Source organism: Candidatus Phytoplasma australasiaticum subsp. ipomoeae, assembly GCF_024425275.1.
Taxonomy (GTDB): domain Bacteria; phylum Bacillota_I; class Bacilli_A; order Acholeplasmatales; family Acholeplasmataceae; genus Phytoplasma; species Phytoplasma australasiaticum.
This window is the reverse complement of record NZ_JALQCV010000002.1, coordinates 39868-64824: the sequence shown is the minus strand read 5'-3', so window position 1 is coordinate 64824 and position 24957 is coordinate 39868. Positions and strand designations below refer to the sequence as shown.

Annotated in this window: 17 protein-coding genes and 1 tRNA gene; 13 read left to right on the top strand and 5 right to left on the bottom strand. The window is 21.2% G+C overall.

Going from position 1 to position 24957, the window contains the following annotated elements; translation table 11 throughout:
* The first annotated feature begins 241 nt into the window (after positions 1–241).
* The 6 genes from NQK76_RS00290 to NQK76_RS00265 all read left to right on the top strand — a co-directional run bounded on the left by NQK76_RS00290 (position 242) and on the right by NQK76_RS00265 (position 10888).
* Positions 242–3304, top strand: coding sequence for a hypothetical protein (locus NQK76_RS00290; RefSeq protein WP_255872582.1), 3063 nt, complete (start codon positions 242–244; stop codon positions 3302–3304).
* Between the two features lie 43 nt (positions 3305–3347).
* The gene (locus NQK76_RS00285) at positions 3348–3881 is read left to right on the top strand and encodes an XRE family transcriptional regulator (RefSeq protein ID WP_004995143.1); all 534 of its coding nucleotides are present in this window, start codon (positions 3348–3350) and stop codon (positions 3879–3881) included.
* Positions 3882–4178: 297 nt separating this feature from the next.
* Positions 4179–4266, top strand: a tRNA-Leu gene (locus NQK76_RS00280).
* A gap of 126 nt (positions 4267–4392) precedes the next feature.
* On the top strand, positions 4393–8943 hold the full coding sequence (locus NQK76_RS00275; RefSeq protein ID WP_255872581.1) for an exonuclease domain-containing protein: 4551 nt from the start codon (positions 4393–4395) through the stop codon (positions 8941–8943).
* 153 nt (positions 8944–9096) lie between these two features.
* Positions 9097–10434 (top strand): FAD-dependent oxidoreductase, encoded by a 1338-nt coding sequence (locus NQK76_RS00270; RefSeq protein ID WP_213680405.1) that lies wholly within the window; start codon positions 9097–9099, stop codon positions 10432–10434.
* A 139-nt stretch (positions 10435–10573) separates the two neighbouring features.
* Positions 10574–10888, top strand: coding sequence for a hypothetical protein (locus NQK76_RS00265; RefSeq protein ID WP_213680394.1), 315 nt, complete (start codon positions 10574–10576; stop codon positions 10886–10888).
* Between the two features lie 924 nt (positions 10889–11812).
* On the opposite strand, the gene NQK76_RS00260 is transcribed toward NQK76_RS00265, so the two are convergent.
* On the bottom strand, positions 11813–12430 hold the full coding sequence (locus NQK76_RS00260; protein WP_213680395.1) for a nitroreductase family protein: 618 nt from the start codon (positions 12428–12430) through the stop codon (positions 11813–11815).
* Between the two features lie 176 nt (positions 12431–12606).
* Between NQK76_RS00260 and NQK76_RS00255 the strand changes: the two genes are divergently transcribed.
* From NQK76_RS00255 to pyrG, 7 genes are all read left to right on the top strand, one after another.
* On the top strand, positions 12607–13977 hold the full coding sequence (locus tag NQK76_RS00255) for a Wadjet anti-phage system protein JetA family protein (RefSeq protein WP_004995132.1): 1371 nt from the start codon (positions 12607–12609) through the stop codon (positions 13975–13977).
* 159 nt (positions 13978–14136) lie between these two features.
* Positions 14137–15978, top strand: coding sequence for a DNA polymerase III subunit gamma/tau (gene dnaX, locus NQK76_RS00250; protein ID WP_004995130.1), 1842 nt, complete (start codon positions 14137–14139; stop codon positions 15976–15978).
* 102 nt (positions 15979–16080) lie between these two features.
* Positions 16081–16353 (top strand): YbaB/EbfC family nucleoid-associated protein, encoded by a 273-nt coding sequence (locus NQK76_RS00245; RefSeq protein WP_004995129.1) that lies wholly within the window; start codon positions 16081–16083, stop codon positions 16351–16353.
* A gap of 166 nt (positions 16354–16519) precedes the next feature.
* On the top strand, positions 16520–17053 hold the full coding sequence (gene rpoE / locus NQK76_RS00240) for a DNA-directed RNA polymerase subunit delta (protein ID WP_054598467.1): 534 nt from the start codon (positions 16520–16522) through the stop codon (positions 17051–17053).
* Between the two features lie 288 nt (positions 17054–17341).
* Positions 17342–18046 carry a CDP-alcohol phosphatidyltransferase family protein gene (locus tag NQK76_RS00235; RefSeq protein ID WP_213680399.1) on the top strand — a complete coding sequence of 235 codons (705 nt, stop codon included), beginning with the start codon at positions 17342–17344 and terminating at the stop codon, positions 18044–18046.
* Positions 18043–18915, top strand: coding sequence for a phosphatidylserine decarboxylase (locus tag NQK76_RS00230; protein WP_193622159.1), 873 nt, complete (start codon positions 18043–18045; stop codon positions 18913–18915). Before NQK76_RS00235 ends, NQK76_RS00230 begins: the two co-directional genes overlap by 4 nt.
* Positions 18916–18975: 60 nt before the next feature.
* Positions 18976–20604 carry a CTP synthase gene (gene pyrG, locus NQK76_RS00225; protein WP_255872580.1) on the top strand — a complete coding sequence of 543 codons (1629 nt, stop codon included), beginning with the start codon at positions 18976–18978 and terminating at the stop codon, positions 20602–20604.
* Positions 20605–20650: 46 nt separating this feature from the next.
* Here the strand turns inward: pyrG and NQK76_RS00220 are convergent, their stop codons facing one another.
* From NQK76_RS00220 to NQK76_RS00205, 4 genes are all read right to left on the bottom strand, one after another.
* Entirely contained in the window at positions 20651–21154 is a 504-nt protein-coding gene (locus NQK76_RS00220; protein ID WP_255872579.1) for a hypothetical protein, read from the bottom strand.
* Positions 21155–21301: 147 nt separating this feature from the next.
* The gene (locus NQK76_RS00215) at positions 21302–21916 is read right to left on the bottom strand and encodes a DnaD domain protein (protein ID WP_004995116.1); all 615 of its coding nucleotides are present in this window, start codon (positions 21914–21916) and stop codon (positions 21302–21304) included.
* Positions 21916–22596: a ribonuclease III gene (gene rnc, locus NQK76_RS00210; RefSeq protein WP_004995113.1), complete on the bottom strand. Its 681-nt coding sequence runs from the start codon at positions 22594–22596 to the stop codon at positions 21916–21918. Before rnc ends, NQK76_RS00215 begins: the two co-directional genes overlap by 1 nt.
* A gap of 14 nt (positions 22597–22610) precedes the next feature.
* Positions 22611–23633: a phosphate acyltransferase gene (locus tag NQK76_RS00205; protein ID WP_255872578.1), complete on the bottom strand. Its 1023-nt coding sequence runs from the start codon at positions 23631–23633 to the stop codon at positions 22611–22613.
* Positions 23634–24957 lie beyond the last annotated feature (1324 nt).

Genomic DNA, 24957 nt, shown 5'->3' with positions numbered 1-24957 from the left:
AATTTAAATTTTAATTTTATATTAAATTTGTAAATTAATTTAAATTTTACTTTTTTTATTAATTAGAAATATTGATATAATATTTAAAAATAATGATTAATCAATAAATATTATTTTTAAATTTTTTTAACAAAAGCATTTATTATTTTATTTATATTATGGAATTATATTGTTAAAATTTAAAATCAAATATATAATAAGTTCAAGTGATAATATCTCTTTAAGGGGTTGTTTGGTTATAATGCATAGAAAAAAATTTAAAAATAATAATTTTAATAGTTTAAATAATTCATTAGAACCTAATTATGATCCTATGGTTAAATGTTTAATTAATAATATAATTATTTTATGTCATGAAATTCAACAAATCAATTTATTTAATGATAATTATATGAAAGATTTTTTAATTTTTTTACCTATTTATAGCGCTGTTCCTCATACTAATTTAACTCCTCAATTTGCTTCTAATATCCCACAGTTAAATATAGATTATCATTATAATGTAGATAATTTAAAACAACAATTAAGTAAAAAATTAGAAAATTCTAGAATAATTACTAATAATAAAGAAATTTCTTTGAATCAAGAATTTAAAAAAAGAAAACAACAAAGTATTTTGCAAAAATGTAACATCATTACTGAATATAATATTAACAAAGATAAACTCAATGATAAATATAAGATGGCATTTCAAAAGTTAAATTTATTGGAAAATGAATTACAACAACAGCAAATTGAACAAAATAATTTGTTTATAGAAAAATATTCTCAATTTAATCAAAAATATCATAAAAATATTTCGGATATTTATGACTTTTTTCATCAAAAAATTATTATTTTAAATCAAAAAATTAAACAATTAAAAGATATTTTAAATTATTCTATCGAAAATATGAAAAATTTTTATCAAAATCAAATTCAACATTTGCAAGAAGAAAATTTTCAAAAAAATAATTATTTTTCAGAAGAAATTAAAAATTATTTTAATTTATTGCAAAAAAAAATAGAAATGCATAATAAAATTTTTGATCAATTTAAATCAGAATTTAATAAAAAATACGAAATAATTTTACAAAAAAGACAAAAAATTTGGGAAGAATATGTAAGAGGATTTTTTTTTATTACTCCAATGTTTTCCAATAGTTATTCTATTATGAAAAATCTGATGCGAGATTTTTTTATATATCAAAAAATGTATTTGATGCGTTTATATGATTGGCGTTTCCAATATATGAAATTTAAATTTATTTATAATTGTAAGTTAAATGTTGTCGAATATAACAGACAAATTTTTAATAAAATAAATAACTTCAAAATTGATAATCTTAATTTGATTAAAAATAAAGAACAAAAATTAATTCATAACAATTATTTGCAAAAAATTGATAACTTGGAAATGGAATTGACGTTACTTAAGATAAAAAAAAAATATGGATTAATACAAGAAGAAATTATAGATGAAAAAAATAAACAAAGATTATCTTATGAAAATTTACAAAAAAAATTTATTTTAATTGAAAAATTAAATGATATACAATATCAAAAAGATATATTAGAATTACAAAAACAAAATCAAAAACGCAAATGTTTATTAAAAATGCAATTACAAATGAAAAAAATCCCTTTAAAAATGAAATATGATCATGAAATTTTTAAAAATTTTCAAGAAATACAAAAATTAAAAGAACAACTTTATAATTTGCATTATCATAAAGCATATGAAATAAATTTAAAAAATATTATTTATGAACAAAAAAAACAAAATTATTTGTATAAAATCGAAATACCTAAAATTAAAATTCGGGATATTATTGCTAAAAATAATTTTATTAAACAAAAAAATTTAATCAATATTACATTATTTAATAATTATTTAAATAAACAAAATCAAACGCACTTAAAAGTTTTGCAAAAAATTAAAGAACAACTTAATATTTTTAAAAGTTTTTATTTTGAAAAAATTAATAATGATTTTACTGTAATTAATTTACAATTTATTTATCAATTAAATAAAATTTTTGTAAATAAAATTATAGATGAACATTTTAAATATCTTTATATTTTAAAAATTAATTTATTAAATTTAAAAATTAATAGAATAAAACAAAAAATTAATTTAAATCAAGTAATTTTAAATTTTTATAATCAAAACATTTCTTTTATTAGTGTATTAATGCATAAGATGAAATTAAAAAACCTTGATAAAAATACAAATTTTTTAGTTTTTTTTGAAAAAAAAATGAAAATTTATGAAACAATTGGAAATTTTTTTAAAAAAAAAATGAAATATTTAGAGTATCAACAAAATAAACAACAACAATTACAAAAACACATAACTAGCCAATTAAAAAAACAACAAAATTGTTTTATTCAAACTAATAATTTATTACAATATCAAATTTTTCAGCTTACCTGTAAACTTAATAGTTTTTCTAATACTAAATTTGGTTATCGCATTTTATATTCATTTTATTTAAATAAAATTAAAAATAAATGGTTATCTTATTATAATCATTTAGAATTACCTAGAAGTTTTTTTGTTCGAGAGTATGATGTTATTAATGCAGAAATTTCTCATATAAAAAAAATTCAATCAGATGAAGATTATTTTTTATTACAAGAAGGCGAATATATTATTGATCGTATTTCAAAGGTATTTTTTGATATTACTCAAGTAATACGTGATGATAGTTTAAAAGATATAACAATAAAATACCAAAAACAAGAAAAACAGATTCGTAATGAAATTAACTTATATGAAAAACAAAATAAATCTAAATTAAAAGAAATGAAATGGCAAATAGATTTAATTCAAGATAACTTAAAAGATTCTTTAGCTGACATAGATAAAGATTTCATTATTCAAAAAAATAAAATTAAAAAAAAATATGATGATAAAAATAAAAAAATTAATTATGAATGTAAAAATCAATTAGATCTTTACCAAAAACATTTAAAAGATCAAAATTATCATAGTAATCTTTTGAAAACACAACAACAAAGTGAGCGTAATAAAATTTTATTTAATCATTGGTGCCAAAATAAAGAAATTATTGAAAGTAATAATCAATTATTGAATCAGATTAATAGAATTAAAATTTATCAAAAAATTCAAATACAAAAAATATTGTTTTTTCAAAAAATTCGTTTAATTTTTTTAAAAATATTGTGGTGGTATAAATTTTATAAAAATAAACAAGTTTTAAAGACAGATTATAAGAAAAATTTGATTATTTTAAAACAAAAAATGTTAATTAAATTTATGAGATTATATAAAAAATTAATTAAAATATTTGGTATATAATTTTAATTAATTCATTGTAGATATATAAGGAAATGAAACTAATATGCATATAGGTGATAAAATTCGAAATTTAAGATTGCAAAAACAATTAACTCAAAGAGAATTAGCTCAAAAAATTAATATGACCACAGGTTATATTTCGCAAATTGAAAATAATTTAATTTTACCATCTTTAAATACTTTATTTTTGATTTTAAAAATTTTTAAAATTTCAACAGTAGATTTTTTTCGACAAGAAGAATCTATAATGGTTATCAATAAGAAAACAGATTTCCATATTCAAAATAACCCTAATTTAAAAAATAAAATTTATCATATTTTTAAAAATTTAGATAAATTCAAAATAGAACCAATTATTATCGAAATTAAACCTCAAGGTCAAACTGAGTTACAATTTAAATCCGTTTATCATGAGTTTTTTTTTATTTTAGAGGGTGAGATTTTTTTAATTTTAGATAAATTACATTATTTATTGAAACAAGAGGATACTTTTTATTTAGGAGCCAATAAAGAATATTATTTTTTAAATAATCAAAATAATAAAAATGCTAAAATTTTAAAAATAATTATTTTTTAAAAAATATTTATAATTATATGAAAATTATTATTTAATTTTTAATTGAAATAAATATTGATATTATATAGATTTATTTAACAATTAATTGTGAAAAAATATTAATTTTAATTTTGAATGCATTTTTTTGATTTTAATAAGTTTATTAAAAATTAAAAGCTATTGAATAAGAAGATTTTTTAATTAATTTTTTTTAAGATAGAAAAAATTACAGATAGTTTTTCAAGAGACGTTGTGATATAATCTTATTATAGTTAGTGAGTATTATTAATAATTTATTATAATTGATTTATTATTAATGCTGATGTGGCGGAATTGGTAGACGCATTTGACTCAAAATCAAACAAGTGAATAACTTATATCGGTTCGAGTCCGATCATCAGTACCATACCATCCAAAAAAATTATTTTATTTTTTAAAGTTACATGGAATAACTATTCATGTTTTTTTTATTTTATATATGGAACTTTAGGGTAATTAAAATGATAATTAATAAATTAAGTTGAGATCGATAATGAAGCTTTATTCAAAATTTATAAAATTTATTAAAAATAAAAATATTAGAAATTTTCCATTAATAGAAGTTGTGGTTGATGATAAACAAATGAATAGTTGGGATTGTTTTTTCCAAATAGAAGAATATCCTGAAGAAACTACACATTTTGAATGTTTTGAAAAAGAATTTCAAAATTTTTTTTTAAAACCATTAAGTGAAGATTTAGAAAATTTTGTACAATTACAACCTTTAATTAATGTACATTTTCGTATTCTAGATTGGAATCTGTTAAAGGATGATTATATTTGGAAAAAACATTATCAATATATGTTAGATAAAATTATTACAAACTCGGGCATAGATATAGATAAAAAATTAATATTTTTTTTTCAAAATACTCCTATTTTGGATTTAAATACCAAAAAGTGTTTATTTAAAAGAGAGAATAAAATAGAAGAAATATTTGACATTTCAGAATTAAAATTAAAAATGCATCAATTACAAAAATTATTTATAAAATTTTATAATTTTAATTTTGATTTTGAATTTTTACAGTTTGATAAAGATGTTATTTCCGAAAAAACGGTTCATCAATATAAATATTTTTCCAATAACTTATCAAAAAATAATAAAAATATTCCTTTATTTAATTTTCAAGATATCCCCATTGTTTATGATGAAATGTTTTTATTTTATAAAAAATTTCCACAAATTATTATTCAAGGTTATATTCAATTTGTAATCGATCATGATAAGTATGGAACATTTTGGATTAGTTTTTATTTGGTAGATCCTATTAGTTGTCAAGATTCTATTTTAGTTAAAAAATTTTTATCTAAAGATATAAAAAAGGCTAAAAGAGAACGTGATGATTTAATTAATGTTTTGCGTGAAGGAATTTTAATATCAGCTGTTATTGAAATTAAACCATCTAAACCGATTAAAGATAAAGTAAAAAGTTTTTATTTTAATTTAAAAGATTATAAGATTTTAGATAAATCATCTATTTTTTTTAAAAAAACAGATGATTATATTGGCAAAAAGCGAATTGAATTTCATATACATACTAAAATGTCCAATTTGGATGCTATTACTAGTGCTAAAGATTATATAGAATTAGCAGAAAAATGGGGTCATGAAGCTATTACTTTTACAGATCATGATGGTTTATATGCTTTTCCAGAAATTTATAAATATATTTACAATAAAAATATTAAAGTTATCTTAGGAGTTGAATTAGATTTTATCGAAGAAAAACCAATTTTTATTACTAATCAAGAAATTAATTTAAATAAATTTTCGGATTTTGTTTTGAAAAATCATAATTATGTGGTTTTAGATATTGAAACTACTGGTTTTTCTAAAACTAGGGATCGGATTATTTCTATAGCTGCCGTTAAAATTCAAAATGGTAAAATTATAGAATATTTTGATGAATTAATTAATCCAGGTAAAGATATAAAAATCAGTAATTTGATTCAGAGATTGACTAATATTTCTGACGAAATTTTATTAAACAAACCTCATATTAAAGAAATTTTGTCAAAATTTTTAGATTTTATTAGGGATTGTCCTAATTGTGTTTTAGTAGCTCATAATGCCAGTTTTGATATTGAATTTTTACAAGAAACATTTAAAAATATTGGCTTATATTGGCCTTTATTACCAGTTATTGACACTTTAACTTTAGCTCAAAAATATTTCAATAAGATTTTGAAATATTTTTCTTTAGAAAAAATTGTTAAATCTTTTAAAATTAAACTTGATTCAGAAGGTCAATACCATAACGCTTTATTCGATGCCCGCGCTACTGCTCTTATTTTTTTAGAAATGTTAGAGCAATTAGAAGCGCAAAAAATATTTAATTTTTATGATTTACAAGGTTCTTTAGATATTAAATTTGAGAGACCTTATCATGTTAATATTATAGTTAAAAACAAAAAAGGTTATAATAATTTATTTCATTTAATAAGCGATGCCTTAACAAGGGATTTTATAAAAAAACCTCGTTTATTAAAATCTAATTTTGAAAAATACAGAGAAGGTTTATTAATTGGTAGCGGTTGTTTTGATAGTAATGTTTTCAATATTGCTTTATATAAAAATAATTATGATTTAGCTAAAGCTATTTCTTATTATGATTATATCGAAGTTCAACCTCCTCAGGCTTATCGTCATATTATTTATGATTTAAATGGTGATTCGGATTTTGATATAGATAATTCTTATGGATTAAGTATAATAAAAGATACTATTATTAAAATCATTAAAGAAGCTCAAAGACAAAATAAAATTATTATTGCAACAGGAGATGTTCATTATTTATATCCTTACGAAAAAATTTTACGTGAAGTTTATATTAATGCGAAATTAATTGGTGGAGGTTTACATCGTCTTTCGAAATATCCTTCAAAATTTTTACCTGATAATTATTTTTTAACTACTCAAGAAATGTTAGATTCTTTTAATTTTATTTCTGATGAAAAATTGAAAAAAGATTTGGTTATAAATAATACTCATTTATTGAATCAACAAATCGAAAAATTTAAATTTTTTTCTGATCAACTTTTTAATATTCCTGACGATATGTTTGTTAAAAATCTAAAAATTTCTAGCATTAGGTCAGAAATTCTTAATATTGTTAATGAAAAAATTTTGAATTTGTATGGAAAATTATTACATCCTATCATTAAATATAGGATTGAACAAGAATTATCTGTGATTGCGCCTAAAGATAATTTGGAAAATAATAATATTGTAGCGATTTATTATTTATCATATTTATTAGTTAAAAAATCTACTGAAGATGGTTATCCAGTAGGTTCTCGTGGTTCAGTTGGAGCCTCTTTAATAGCTAATATTTTGGGTATTACCGAAATTAATCCACTACCTCCGCATTATCGTTGTGTTGTTTGTAAATATACTATTATGAAAACGAGTATAACCGAAACGCTAACATCTGAATATCAAAATTATTTACAATCCTGGCCTTTTGTTATAGATATACAACAATATCAAAAAAAGTTTAAAACTATATTTTCTGGTTATGATTTGCCAAAAGAGAGTTGTCCTTTTTGTAATCAACCTTTTGTGAAAGATGGCCAGGATATTCCTTTTGAAACTTTTTTAGGCTTTGATGGTAATAAAAAACCAGATATCGATTTAAATTTTTCTGGAGACTATCAAAATCAAATTCATAATTATCTTAGAGAGTTGTTGGGAGAAAATTGTGTTTTTCGGGCTGGAACTATTCAAACAGTTGCTAAACAAAATGCTTATGGTTATATTAAATCTTTTATGGAAGAAAAACAAATTATAATTCGCGATAATGAAAGAGATCGTAGAGTGATTATGATCGAAGGAGTTAAACGTTCTACAGGTCAACATCCTGGCGGAATTGTTATTATTCCTAGTGGATTATCTATATATGATGTTACTCCTATACAGTTTCCGGCTAATGATGTTTCTTCGGAATGGAAAACCACTCATTTTGATTATCACGCTTTAGAAAAAAATTTATTTAAGTTAGATATTTTGGGACATGATGATCCTACTTTGATTAAGTTTTTGATGGATGATGTTCTTAAAAATCCTTCTGAATTTCCTTTTAGTAGATTTCAAGATATTCCTGTTGATGATAATCTTGTTTATGAAATTTTTGCTAATAAAGAAGAATGCAAAACTTCTCAAGCAATTCCTGAATTTGGTACACCTTTTGTTCGTAATATGTTAAATGAAATTTATCTAAAAGAAAAAAAATTTAATTTTTCTACTTTAGTAAAAGTATCAGGTTTATCTCATGGTACTGGTGTTTGGTCAGGTAATGCTCAAGATCAGTTGAAAGATAATAAAAGTATTTTTGATTTGATTACTTGTCGCGATGATATTTTAAATTATTTAATTTCTAAAGGGTTGAAAAAATTGATTTCTTTTGAGATTATGGAATTGGTTCGCAAAGGAAAACAAAATAATGATAGACAAAAATGGTCAGCTTTATCTAAAATAATGCGCGAGCATAATGTAAATGATTGGTATATTGAATCTTTACAAAAAATTCAGTATCTTTTTCCGAAACCACATGCTGCTGCTTATGTTTTAATGGCTTTACGAATAGCTTGGTTTAAAGTTCATGCTCCTTTACTTTTTTATAAAGGTTATTTTTCTACTAGAGTTTCTCAATTTGATTATGAAAATATGATGTTAACAACTGATAAAATAGCACAAATATTACAAAAATCTAACGAAAAAGATATGAAAACAGTTCAAAAAGAAAAACTTCATACTTTAAAGATTGCTAAAGAAATGAAAGATAGAGGTTATAATTTTTTACCTATTGATTTAAATAAATCCGAAGCTAATCTTTTTGTTATGGAAGTATCATCTAATTCTTTAATTATGCCTTTTATTACTATTGATGGCTTAGGCCAAGTAGGGGCTAATAATATTGTTAAAGCGCGCGGTGAAAAATTATTTACACAACAAGATTTTGAAAAACGAGTTAAATTAAATAAAACTATTTTAAAAAAATTTCATGATTTAAATTTAATTCAACAATTGCCTCTAGAATGATATTTTGTAACTTTTAAACTATCAATTAATTGTTTTATATATGTTATAATTTAATTGTATATCTTTTATAATTGATTACTTATAAAAATTAAATTAACGGCAAATTATAAACAGAATTTTAATAGATAAAAAGGTGATCTTATGAATAAAAAGATGAAAGTTATAGTGGTTGGTTGTACTCATTCAGGCACTGCAGCTGTTAAGACTATTCGAAAAACTTATCCATATGATAATATTGATATTACCGTTTATGAAAGAAATAATAATGTTTCGTTTTTATCCTGTGGTATAGCTTTATATATTGGTGGAGTGGTTCAAGATAAAAAAGGTTTATTTTATTCTAATGCTCAGGAATTGTCTACATTAGGGATAAATATGCGTTTAGAACATGAAGTATTGCGGATTGATTTTGATCAAAAAAAAATTTTGGTTAAAAATTTACAAACTAATGAAGAATTTTTTGATTATTTTGACAAATTAATTTTATCTACAGGTTCTTGGCCGGTAATTCCGAAATTGGAAGGAATTGATTCTAAAAACTTATTTTTATGCAAAAATTTTGATCATGCGAATGAAATTATTAAATATGCTAAAAATGTTAATAATATTACCATTGTAGGTGCTGGTTATATTGGTGTTGAGTTAGCTGAAGCTTTTTCTTTGCAAAACAAAAAAGTTGTTTTAATTGATGCCGAAGATAGGATTATGTCTAAATATTTAGATGTTGAATTTACTAAACCTGCTCAACAACAATTTACAAATCACCATGTTGATTTAGCTTTAGGACAAAAAGTTTCTCAATTTATTACTAAAGATGGATTAGTTACTCATGTTAAAACTAATAAAGATATTTTTGCTACAGAAATGGTTATTTTATGTATTAGTTTTCTTCCTAATTCAAGTATTGCTAATGGTTATTTAAAAACATCACCTAACGGCGCTTTTATTGTAAATGATTTTTTACAAACCTCCCATCCTGATGTTTACGCTTGCGGTGATTGCATTAATGTATTATATAATCCTTTAATGGATTATAAATATATTCCTTTGGCTACAAATGCTGTTAAAACAGGAACTATTGTAGGTTTAAATATTAAACATAATAGAATAGCGTTTTCCGGAGTTCAAGGCACTAGTGCTATTAAAATATATGAACTCAATATCGCTTCTACGGGAATTACGGAATATGTAGCTTCACAATTGAAATTGAATTATGATGTTGAAGTTATTAAAGATGCTGATAAACCTGAATTTATGCCAGATTATAATGGAGTTATTTTTAAAATTGTATTTGAAAAAAATACTAAAAAAATTTTAGGTGGTCAGATTTTATCTAAATCTAATTTGTTAGAACAGATTAATACTTTGAGTTTATGTATTCAAAAACAAATGACTGTAGATAATTTATTTTCTATTGATTCTTATTTTAATCCTCATTATAATAAACCTTTTAGTTTATTACAATTAGCGACTTTAAGATGTTTAAAATAATTTAAATTTTCTTATGATATTTAATTTTGTAAAAAACTTTTTTAAATTAGTTCTTCTTTGGTTTGAATAAAATAGTTAAAATCATATCTTATTTTCTTATAATTTTATTGGAAACGACTTGTTAGAGGGGTTTTATATTATGTTTTTCAAATTATTTAATATGCTTTTTTTTATAGCTTTTAATATTTTTGTAGCTTTATGCGGTACTCTTTTATATAAAAAAGCTTTAGAAAACGAATCTATTTACCAAAATAAAATTAATTTTGCTGCAAGAATAGTTGATGTTTATAAAAAAAATGATGAACTTAAAGATACAATGTTGAAGCAAACAGATTTTGTTATTACAAATTATGATAAATTATTACATTATTGGTTAAAATTTATTAATTCATCTGTTACTTTTTTACATAATTTGAATAATGATTTTTTAACTTCTTTATTACCTAAACCTTGATATTTTAATTAATATATAAATTAAAAAAATAATCAATATTTATTTATTGATTATATTTTTTTTTAAATTAAAATATAGATGGGGATGTTTATTGGTTTCGCCAAAATTAAAAGGTTTTATTTGTCATAACTTGGTTACGCAAGTAAAAACGTTCGAGGTTTTTAATAAACGGCAATAAAGAAAATAAAAATAGTCAACATGACTATAAATCCGGTTTTTTTGTTAATGATTTAACAGAATCTGGTTTGGTTCACGCAACAGCTTAAATATAATTATATTTATATAATTTTATTTTGGTTTTTATTAATTAATTTTGATAATATCTAGGTAAATTATTGATTTACTTGGATATTTGATTTTTATTTTTAAATTTTAAATTTATTAAATATTTTTTTGTTTGTTTTTAGAATATAAAACAAAATAATTATGTACAACAAATAAAACTAATTAATTTTGTACAGGGGTTCGAATCCCCTCATCTCCACCAATTTTATTATATTTTTGTGCTTGTTTTATATAATTATTTTTTGTAGATATTCCTTAAATAAGTAAAATATTTTTATTCAAAAAAATTAATTTAATGATATTTTTTGATTTAAAAATTATTTAATTATTTTAAAATGTTTTGGTATTTAAAATATATAACGAATTGTTTTATATTATTTTTTAATAAATGATTTTGTTTATTTTTTGAATAATGTTAAAAAATTGAAATATTTTTAAATAATTAATTTTTTTATTTTTATAAATTTTATTAAATAAATTTATTGTTTATAATTTTTAAAATAATTTTTTAAAAAATAGAAAATTTATTTATATATTTTATATTTTCGAATGCTTTTGATAATTCATTAAAAATTTAATAAAATGATTTATTTTTAATTAATATATTTTGTAATAATAAATATATTAATTTTTAAACAATTATAAAAAATTAACAAAATCATTTATATCTAGTTTAAATGGCGATGAATTATTAATATTTGGAGTTATTTTATCATTATTATTTTGTCGACCTACAGCTATTAAAATAATAGGTATATATTTTTTGTCTATATTGAATAATTCGTTTAATTTATTAAAATGGCAACCTCCCATAAAACAGGTATTATAATTAGAGTTTTGTAAAGTCATAACGAGGTTACATGCGATTAAACCGCATTCAAAAAAAATTTCATTTTTTAATTTTTGCTTATTCATATTATGATAATGTTTTTTAATTTGTTTTAAAATAATTTCTTTTTGCTCTGATGAAATAATTTTATTTTTTAATTTATTTTCATAAATATATTGGGATTTTTCGACTTTTTGTATATTCCCGCACAATAATACGATAGCAGAACTATTTTGAGTTTGTTGAAGATTACCTATCATATATTTTTGTAATTTTTTTTTATTTTCGCTTGTACTAATAATAAAAAAATGCCATGGTTGCAAATCAAAAGAGGAAGGTGTAAAGCGAATTTCGTTAAAAATTTTTTTCCAAATTTCTTTAGAAATTTGGTAATTAGGATCAAAAGATCTAATAGTTTTAATTTTCATTTTATTAATCCTTTATTTAAATTTTAATTTTTTTAATATTTTTTTATATTTTATATCATTTAAGACAATGTATTTTAACAAATTTTAATAATTGATAATAAAAATTTTAAATTAATATTTTATTTTAATTAATAAAATGCAATAAATAAATTAGAAAGGTTTTTGGATTATAAAAGATGTCTCAAAAATTGTTTGATATTTTGCCATTAAATTTTTTTAATTTATTATCTTCTTCTCATAAAGAAATTTATTTAGATTGTCTTTTTATTTTGGCTGATTTAGCTAATAACGAATTTGATGGATATATTGAAAAAAATTTAGCTATTTCTGTATTAGAAAATTATTTTAGCGATAAAAATAATATTTTTTTGGATGAAGATATGGATTCTCAAGCTATAATTAATGCGAAACAGAAAGCTTCTAAAATTATTTATTTATTGAAAAAATATGGATGGATTGGTGAAGAAAAAATTGGTTATAATACCGATTGTTTAAGTTTTTTTGATTATAGTTTAGAAATGATTCATTTTTTTAAAAAAACTATTAATCAAGTTAAACCAGAGTCAATCGGTAATATCTATAGTATTTATGCTTTATTAAAATCTTTGTTGATTGAAAAAAATTATGCTAATTTTTATGAAGCTTTGATTAAAACACAAAATATTCTATGGAAATTAAAAATTTTAAAATCTAATATTTATCGTTTTTATTATCATTTGTTAAATTCTAAAAATTATATTAATACACAATATTTATTGTCTCAATTATTAAGAAATTATAAAAAAAATTTTTTCGATTCTTCTTATTATTGGTTAAAAACATCAGATAATTTTTTCAAATATCGCAGATATATTAATTTATTTTTAAACAAATTAGAAGATTATCATATATATATAAAAACTTTAAGTGAACAATTATGCGTTATTAATCGAAAAAGTTTAGAAGAAAATATTACATTAATAAAAGAACAAATTGAACAAATGAAATTAAATTTAAAAATTGCTGATAGATTAATAGAGATTATTGATATCAAAAACGAACAATATTTACAAATCATTTGTCAAAGAATTTTATTTTTTGATAATAAAAAAGATCATTTAATACATACATTAATTGGTGGTATTAAATTAATCAATGATTATGTTTTCGAATATGATTATTTATTTAATTTTAGTTATATTCATAATTTAGATCAATTTTCTTTTTATAAACCTCGTCGTCATAAACAAAGTTTGGTTATTAATAAATTAAATTTAATTTCAGAAAAAACGAAAAATTTTTTAGAAAGTAAAAAAAAATCTTTGTTAAATAAAGATCATTTTTATACGAAAAAAAATATTCTTAAATTTGTTCAAAATTTAAAATTTAATAAAAATTGTTATTTAGCTTCGAATATTAGTTTAGAAAAGCCTCAAGATTTATCTAGGTTAATTTTAATTCGATTATATTCTTTAAAATTAATTAATTTTTATTCTATTAAATCTGTTAATCAGAGAATCATAGTCAATAATATTACTTTTTCTAATTTTTTAATAATTAGAAAATAATCTTGCTTATTATAGATATTTATTAATTAATTTTTTAATTATATTAACTAATATTGCTATTATTTGATATTAAATTTATAAATATTCATGGTTATTTAATTCAATAATTAAGTAAAATTTAAAAAAATAATTATATATTCAAAAAGGTGTTATTAAGTTATGACTTATTTATCTTTATATCGTAAATATAGACCTCAAAATTTTCAAAATATTATTGGTCAAGATATTATTGTTCAAACTTTAAAAAATGCTATTAAATATTGTAGGATAAATCATTGTTATTTGTTTAGTGGCGATAAAGGTGTAGGAAAAACAACTTTAGCTAAAAATTTGGCTAAAACTATTAATTGTTTAGATAATTCTGGTTTAGATTGTTGTAATTTATGTAAATCTTGTATGAGTATTAATCAAAAAAATAATTTAGATTTGATCGAAATAGATGGTGCTTCTTATAATGGTGTAGATGAAATTCGAGAATTACAAGATACTTCAAAATATAAACCAATTTTGGGAAAATATAAAATTTATATCATTGATGAAGTACATGTATTATCTTATAATGCTTTCAACGCTTTGCTAAAGCTATTAGAAGATCCTCCTGTTAAAATTATTTTTATTTTAATTACTAGTGAATTTGATAAAATTCCTAAAACTATTATTTCTCGTGCTCAACATTTCGGATTAAAACATATTACAGTTGAAGCAATTAGGAAACAATTGGAAGTTATATCTATTCAAGAACATATTGATATTGATATAGATGCTTTATATCAAATTGCTATTTCTTCAAAAGGTAGTATGAGAGATGCTTTGAATAGATTAGAACAAGTTAGTACTTACTATTATAATAGTCATATTAGTGTCGAAGAAGTCTCTAAAATTTTAGGATTAGTTTCTAAATTTCAAATGAAGAAATTAATCGATTACATATTATATGGTAATGTTGTTACGATGATTGATTTTTTAGACAACCTTTTACAACCACATGTAGATATTTTTTTATTTATGGAAGATTTAATAGGGTTTTTTTTAACTTTGTTTATTCAAGAATGGAAAGATACTGATAATAATTTTCAAATAATATTTAAGAATTTAAGCATTAATGAAAAAGATAAATTTTTTATTTTTTTATTTAATTGGAAAAATACTATTAAAAATACTATTCATAAAAAAAAATATTTTATTATTAAATGCATCCAATTAAAACAATTTTTAAGTTTGTATAAAGGAAATAATGCTTTAGAAGATCAGGAAATTATTTATAATGAAAATATTACTGCAAAAAGATTTCCAAATACTATGGAATTATTATCAACAAAAAAGATTTTAGCTACTTCTTGCGTAAATAATATTAGTCTACCTACTTCTGATGTTTTTGAATGTGCTTGTATGAAGTCCAGTTCTTCTTGTTCAATGATTAGTAAGACATTAGATAGTTTTTTATATGGATTAAAACAAATTTTAATAACACCTGATAATCAAATAACTCAAAAAATTAAAAAAAATTGGTGCCGATTAATGAAAATTTCGGATAAAAATTTGGAAATGGCTGCAATTTGTTTATATAAAAGTAAACTATGTTTAATTAATATTAATAAAGAATGGTTAATTTCTTGTTCAAGTGTAGAAGAATATCAACAGTTACTTAAGCCGCATATCAAAAATAAAATAAAAATTATTTTAAATAAAAAAAATAAATTAATGAAAGAGTATTTTGTAATTTTGCATCAAGATTGGGAACAAAAATTATTACCTATTTATGAAAGATATCAAAAAACTCGTCATATGTGTGATTTAGAATTGTCTAAATTAGATATTAATTTTTATTTAAAATATGCTACATTCGCTTCTAAAAATAATTTTTTAGTTAAACCAACGATGGATAACTCTAATAATTTCGAAGTTTTATGCTTGAATAATTCTAATGATTTTTCAGAAGAAAATCAATTTTTTCAGTTAGCTATTAAATATTTTGGTGCCGATAAAGTTAGATTAAAATAATTAAATTATAAAATTTTCTAAATATTCATTCTTATTATAGTTATAATATAATATTGATTGACAGATTAAAATAATAATTTAGAATAAGGAACGGAATGTAATATGTTCGAAAAATTAAAAAGAATTCAAGAATCTATTAAATATGAACAAAAAAAATTAGAATCTAGAGAGTTTACTGCTTGTGTCGGTGACGTTATGATTGTTATGCAAGGGACCAAACAAGTAATTGATGTACGTATTCAAAATTCTCAAATTCTTAAAAATTTAGACCTATTACAAGAAAGTATTTTATTATCTTTTAATAATGTTTTGCAACAAGTAGATAAAGCTTCTCGCGATGTTATTACGAGAGCTTCGGAATATTTAGAGTTTTAATAATTTTTAAATTATATGTCTTTAATTAATTATATTTTTAATCTTTCAAATTTATTTTTAACTGAAATTATAAATATTATTAACTTTAAGTGATTATTTGGAATATATAAATTAATAGTTCTGATTGTTAAAAAATGAATAAAATAAGAAGGTTATTTAAAATATTATGATAAATCAAAGTAATAATCAAAATGCTTTTAAAGAATATTCTATGTTAGAAATCGCTTTGGATATTTTGCAAAAAAACCCAAAACCTATGCCTGTTTATCAATTAATAGAACAGGTTTTGGATATAAAAAAAATAGAAAATTTACGACAAGATTGTTTTTTACAACTTTATTTAGATATTGTAATTAGCGGATTATTTGTATTTCATGGCGAAGATTTGTGGGGTATTAAAACTGATAATTTAGATTTATGGGATAAAGAATATTATGCGGATGAAGAAAAATCTGATATTGACAATGAATTATTAGATTTAAAATATTCTAATAATTTAGATGATGATTTTAGGTTAGAAAATGATTCGGATTTTAGTCATACAGATGAGACAGCTGATCGAGAAATTTTAGAAGATATAGATGATGTTGTTTTGGGAGATGATGAAGCGGTTTTAAGAGAGGAAAGTGATTCTGTTAATGCAGAAGAAGATAAAAATGAAGATATTAACGAATATGATTGGGCGCCAAATGAGGAATAAATATCTTGTTATTTTATCAATTATCAATCATTAATGCTGATAAATACTGAAAAAAATAATAACGATTATTTAAAAGGAAAATGATAAAGGGTTATATATCAGAAAGTCAAATTCTGATATCAAAACGCAAATAATTTATCCATAATTAAATGCTATCGGCGAAATTAGTATAGTTATATCAAAAATTATTAATTTTTTTATTTTATTAGAAAAGATTATATTAATTAAATTATTTTATTAAATACTTTTTTTAAATTCTATATAATGTGAAGGTTGTAGTAATAAATTATGTTTTTAGGAATGTATAATTATACTGTTTATTTAACTTATTTAAATTTGTTAAGTGGATTTATGGGTATTATATGCGCTGTTCAAAACAAAATTATTTTGGCTTGTGTTTTGTTATTATTATCTGGCATTTTAGATGTTTTAGATGGAATTGTTAGTCGTTGTAAAAAAGTTCGTTCTCTTAAGGAAAAAAGATATGGTATTCAAATAGATTCTTTATCTGATTTAATTAGTTTTGGTATATTACCAATTTTTATAGGTATATCTTTTTATAAAAAAATTTTTTATAAAGATTTAGATTTTAAAAATTATTATGATATTTTATTTATATTAATTAGTTTTTTATATCTTTTAGCATCTTTAATTCGTTTAGCTTATTTTAATGTTTTAAGCGAAAGTTCTAAAAAAAAAGCAAATATTAACAAATTTATTGGTGTTCCTGTAACTATTGCATCTATTATTTTCCCTTTATTAGTTTTATTATTTTATTTTAATCCTTTGCAAATATTAAATTGGAATAAAATTTTTTTTGGTATATATGTATTTTGTTTGGTGTTATTATCTTTTTTATTTATTAATGATAAACTGGAATTTAATAAACCTGACATTTTAGGAGTATTATTGATTTTATGTTTATTATTTATTATTATGTTTATTTTTTTATTAATAAACAAAAATATTTTTTTTCATATGAGTAAATTGTGAATAAACGTTTTAAATCAAACAATTTGCATAATAATGTAACAAGTAGCTGGTTACAAAAATCTTTATATCAGGATATACAAAAAAAATGGTGGAAACGTTTTTTATTGAGAATCTTTATTTCTCGTATTTTTAGTAAAATAATTAGTTTTTATTTAAAATCTATTTTTTCACGTTTTCATGTTAAAAAAATTATTGTTAAAAATCATATTGATACTAGTTTATTTCATCCGAGTTCATTTAAATCTTATAATGATTTTTTTGTGCGAACTTACAAGAAGATTAATTTTGATAATTCTGTTTCTGCTTTTATTAGTCCCGGGGAAGGTCAAATGTGTATTTTTAATATTAATGCAAATAGTATCTTTAATATTAAGAACACTCCTTATCATTTGCGCGATCTTTTAAAAAATGATTATTTAGCTGAAAAATATCTGAATGGTTTTTTAGTAATGTTAAGATTACAAGTTTTTGATTATCATCGATATATTTTTGTGGATGAAGGTGTTCAATCTAAAAATAATGTTAAAATTCAAGGTCGATTACATACTGTTAATCCTATTGCTTTTAAATATTTTAATGTTTTTTCTGAAAATAGTCGCGAATATACTATTTTAAAAACTTTAAATTTTGGGGAAATCATACAGATAGAAATTGGAGCTTTATTAGTAGGAAAAATTAATAATCATTCAATTATTAGTTTTAAAAAAGGGCAGGAAAAAGGTTTTTTTTCGTTTGGAGGTTCTGTTATTGTGTTAGTAATTGAACCTAATAAAATTAAGTTTAATCAGTTAATTTTAAATAATTCTCTAATCGGAATAGAAACTAAAGTTAATATAGGTGAAACTATAGGTTTTAAATTGAAACAATAAATTAATCGCAAAGATGATTGGAATTAAAAAAAATATAATGAATGGATAATTGTTTTATCAATGCAAAAAAAAACTAAAATTATTTTTATTACAGGTGGAGTAGTTTCTGGATTAGGAAAAGGTTTGTTAGCATCTTCTCTGGGATATTTATTAAAACAACGAAATTTAAAAATTTTTATGCAAAAACTTGATCCATATATTAATGTAGATTCAGGAACTATGAGTCCGCAACAACATGGCGAAGTTTTTGTGACCAATGATGGAGCTGAAACTGATTTAGATTTGGGTCATTATGAAAGATATTTAGATATTAATCTTACTAAAGATTCGAGTATTACGACAGGTCAAATTTATCAATACGTTATTCAACAAGAACGTCAAGGAAATTATTTAGGAAAAACGATTCAAGTTATTCCTCATATTACAGATGAAATTAAATCTCGCATATTAAAAAATGTTTATTCTGGGGAATATGATATTTTAATTGTGGAAATAGGCGGGACTATCGGCGATATAGAGTCATTACCTTTTATAGAAGCAATTCGTCAAGTGCGACAAGATTTGGGTTTCGAAAATGTTTTATATATACATAATACTTTAATACCTTTTTTAAAATTTTCAGGAGAACCTAAAACTAAACCCACACAACATAGTGTGAAGGAGTTGAGATCTTTAGGTATTCAACCTCAAATTTTAATTTTAAGAAGTGAAAGCGATATTTCGGCAGAAATAAAAGAAAAAATTTCGATTTTATGTGATGTTAAAAAGGAGGCTATTTTTTCTAATGTTAATGTTTCGATCGTGGAAACTATTGTTCTTAATTTGTATGCTCAACAAATTGATAATTTCATTTTGAAATTTTTTAATTTAGAATATTTACCAGTAGCTAATTTATCAGAATGGCAACAAATGATTCAACAAATGAAAATTTTAAAAAAAGTTGTTAAGATTGGTATAGTCGGTAAATATACTGCATTTCACGATGCTTATTTATCTGTAGTAGAAGCTCTTAAACATGCAGCTTATTTTAATAAAGTAGGCATTGACATTCAATTTATTTATTCTGAAGATATTAATAGTGATAATGTACACAACTTTTTATGTGATTGTGATGGTATTTTGGTTCCTGGTGGCTTTGGTGGTCGAGCTATTGAGGGTAAATTACAAGCTATTCGCTATGCTCGTTGTAAAAATATCCCTTTTTTTGGAATTTGTTTAGGTATGCAATTAGCTGTGGTGGAATACGCTAATAATGTTTTAAATTTATTCGGAGCAAATTCGACGGAGATAGATGAAAACACTCCTTATCCGGTAATTAAGTGCAAAATTACTGATACTGATATGGGGGGAACTTTAAGATTAGGTTTAAAAAAGACTAAAATTATAACGTCGAGCAAAAGTTATGCGATTTATCGAAAATCCGTAATTTCTGAAAGATATCGTCAACGTTACGAAATGAATTCTGAATATATTTCCATGTTTACGCGAGATAAAAATTTTATAATTTCTGGTTTAAATTTGCAAGAATCAATTGTAGAAATAATAGAATTGGTTGATCATATTTGGTTTATAGGAGTTCAATTTCATCCAGAATTTTTATCTCGCCCATTTAACCCGCATCCTTTGTTTAAAGATTTTATTTTAACTGCGGCAATTTATCGTCAAAAGAATAAAAAAAAGTGTTCATAAACGAACACTTTTTTTATTTTATTAAAATTTTAAATGGATTTTATTATTATAATTTTAAATCTGATTTAACTAGACCTAATAAATCATTAATGTCACTAGTTTTTACCATTTTAGGAACAAATTCTTTTACTTTGTCATCTATCCAATTACTAGCATTGTCATTAACAAATTGTAATGCTTGATCAGCTTTTGTTTTTAAATTGTTTGCTGCGGTTATTGTTGAATCAGAAATTTTTTTATCTTTAATATCTGCTTTGTTATTTTCTGCCAATGCATCTACTATTTTTTTCATAGCATCAACTACTTTTTGTGATTCTTGTTTAGCATCATCTAAAGAAAGTTGGTCTTTTGTTGATTTGCCTGTGAAATCTTTAATTTCGACTTTTAAATTATCAATATCTTTAGCTGTTAATGTTTTTATTGTAAAAGGTGCCCAATGCAATAATTTCGCTGTTATGAAATAAACAACTAAAGCTATACCTGCAGATGCTAAAACACCAACTGTAATTTTGCCGTTTTTAGTTTGTAAAAAATTTTCTTTGTGATTCATAAAGAAACTTTTTCTTCTCCTCTATTTATTATATAATTTTATTAAATCTTTTGTTTTATAAAAAGATTCAATATCGCCTTCAATTATAACATATTTTTAGTCTTAGATAAGGTAAAATAATAAATTATTGTAAAATAATAAATTATTTTATTTTATTTTATCAAAAATTTTATGTAGATTTTTTTCTATATTTTTATCTTGCGATATATTTTGCTGATTTTGATAATTTAGCAAATTATTGATGTAAAAAATAGATTTTTTTTTGTTAGCATTAGCTTGTTTAATGGCTTGTATAATTTTTTCTTGTGGATAATTAAATTCAAGATACCATTTTTTAATTATTTCTAATTCTTGGCTATTCAAAACATCTCCTTTAATTTTTTCAATATTAGATATAGTATGACTAATATCTGAAATATTTTTATGTTTTAAATTATTTAATTTTGGTTGTTTATATAATTTTTCGATTTGATTAAAAGTTTCGCCTAAGTTAAACATTTCTTGAACTTGATTATTAATTTCTTTTTGATATAAATACAAAAAGTTTTTTTTTATTAAATTACCTAAAATATTATTTATTTCTGTTAAGGATAAATTAGTGTTTTTTGTTATTTTTTCTGTTGATAGAATAGGTTGTTGATATTGTTTAAATAGTAATAATAGCATTTTTACTTCTTTAATTGATAAATTAAGTTTTAGATATTTATGAATTAAAATTTTTTCTATATCTAAATATCCTTCTTCATATATTTCTTTTAACATTATTTTAGTTTACTTTCTTGCGATAATTTTTCTAAAGCTATTTTAGCTGCTTGTTGCTCGGCGGATTTTTTTGTTTTACCTTCGCCTTTACCTAATAATTGTTCGGATAAATATACTTCAGCAATAAACTCTTTTTCATGTGCTAATCCTGTTTCAGCAACAATTTTATATTTAATGTGTTGATGACGTGTTTGCACTAATTCTTGTAGTTGCGTTTTAAAGTCAATAATTCCTATAATTTTAGATAAACAAGGAACTACTATATAATGAAAAGTTTTTTTTACTTGCAAATAACCTAAATCTAAATATATAGCTGCGAATAAAGCTTCAAAAGCATCAGCAATAATAGAATAGTTATATATACCTCTTTTACGTTCACCTTTTCCTAATAAAATATATTGTTTTAGATTTATTTCGGCTGAATAAATTAAAAGAGATGCTACACAAACAGCTTGAGCTCTTTTTTTAGTCATTATACCTTCATTATCTTGGTTTTTTCTATAAAGATAATTAGCCATGAGAAAATTAATAATAGAGTCCCCGAGAAATTCTAATCTTTCATTATTGTGATGTTTTAAATTATGTTCATTAGCATATGAACTATGTGTTAAAGCGTTAATATATAAATTAATATTTTTAGGCTTTATATTTAATCTTTTAAATAAACTTTGAAGATACATGATAATCCTTGTATTTATTGAAAATTTTCAATTATTTTTTTTAAAAAATTTTTTTTGATTAAATCAATTGTTTGATTAATAGTGTGATAGAAAGAATAGCTTGTAGAATTACCAGGAGCTTTAATAATAATTCTTGTTAATCCTAGTAATATAGCTCCTCCTGTTTTATCTGTATTAAATTTTTTAAAATGGTTTTTTATAGTTTTATACAAAAATATTTTACTAATTATTTTTGTATAAAAATTATTAGTTAGCATTTTTTTTAAATTATTTTTATACATTTCTGCAGTGCCCTTGTATGTTTTTAATATCATATTAGCTGTAAAACCGTCACTTAGTAAAATATCAGCTTCTGTATTAAAAAAATTATTTGGTTCTTCGTTCCCTTGGAAATTAATTTTTGGATTATTACTTAATAATTTAAAAATATTAACATCCATTTTTCGACCTTTGTTTGGTTCTATACCTATATTTAAAAGTTTAATTTTAGGTTCGGGTATATTTAATAATATTTGAGCCAAATAATTAGCGCATATAGCAAAATCTAGAATATTTTCTTCTTTTATTTCCGCATTAGCGCCTGCATCTGTTAAAATTCGAGTGCGATTATCAATAGATTTAAACATAAGTGCTAATGATATTCTTTTTATTCCAGGTAAAGTGCCTATAATAAGATAACTAGCTAAAACTAATGCTTGTGTTGGTCCAGCCGTTATAAAACCATCTATTGATGATAGTTGATTAACATCTCTAAGAGCTACAAACATAGAATAAGGAGTATTATCTCTTATAGCTTCTCTGATATTTTGAGCATTCATGGACAAATATAGAGGTGTATTTATAATTTTTAATCTTGTTTTAATAACATTTAAAATATTTTTTGTAGTTGTTTCTTTTAAATAATCTTCTATTTTTTTTTGATCACCATATAAATTAATATTCAAATCTTTATTTGAAATTAAAGCTTTTATTGTTCCTTGAATTACTATGTTAGGAGCAAAATCTCCACCCATAGCATCTATGGCTAATGTAATCATATAAAATCCTTATATTGAAATTTTTAATTTTTTTAAAAAATTAGCATCATTTTTTAATTAAAAAGTCTATTTTTAAAATTTTTATAACTTTTTATATTTTTATTCATTAAATTAATTAAAAAAATGCATTTTTTATTTTTATAGTTTTTAATTTTAAATTTTTAAGTTATTTTTGATAATTGAAATAAATTATTTGTTTTAAAAATATAATTTTTATTTATAATTTTAATTTTTCTATTTAACTAATATGATATAGAAATGTGCATTTTTTTAATTTATAAAATTTTATTTTTTATGTAGATTGTTAAAGATGATAATATTTTATAAATAAAATAATATCAACTTTTTAATTATAACATATTTTATAAGGATGATATTAGAAGTTGATTTTTCTTTTATACTCATTTAAAATTTTCCATTTATCCTTTTATTTTAAGTAAAAAAAATAAATTGATTAATTTCTTATCAGGTATTTTAAAATTGAAATAAATGTATATAATTTTATTTTTTAAATTTAAAATTATATTTATATTTTTTCTTGACATTTGTAATAAGAATTAAATATAATTCTAATATGAAATTGCTATAGGTTGTAGTAATGATTTGAAAGTTAGTTTTAGTTTTTTAATTACTTTTCAAAATATTAATATCTTTTGATATTAAATCTAAAGACTATTAAATTATTTAATTTTTATTTTTTTATAAAAAAATAATATTTTTTTAATTAAATTAAGTAATATTTATTTTAGATTATTTATTTTATAATAAAAAATGCAATTTTATTATAAAAAAATTTTGAGTTGAAAAATTATAATTCGATTATAATCCAGAGAGAAGGTGAAAATTTTAACTAATTAAAAAATTCGCTAATTTAAAAACATATATGCATATATGTTGTTGTAATATAATACATAAAGTGTTGACTATATTTTAAATAATTGCCATATATTCCGATTTAAATTTTTTTAAAAATTGGCTTTTATTTTATAATTTATTCGTTATTATATTAGACAAAATGATTAAAATTTTTTTATTTTTATTAATATAATCATTTAAATAAGTTAGAAATATTTAGAAATTATTACATTAATTGAGGATAAATTCTTTTATTTTTTTATTAGTAATAAAAGAATTTGTTTTTTATAATTATTCTACTATTTTTAATATATTAATTATCTCAAATGTGAGATTTATATTTCTATTATTAATGAGATCTATAAAAATGATTTAAATACAAAAAAATTTGGGATTACATGATTTGGAGATAATAATTAACCTAAACCGCAAATTTGATTAAAAAATTATTTTATATAAAAATAGTTTC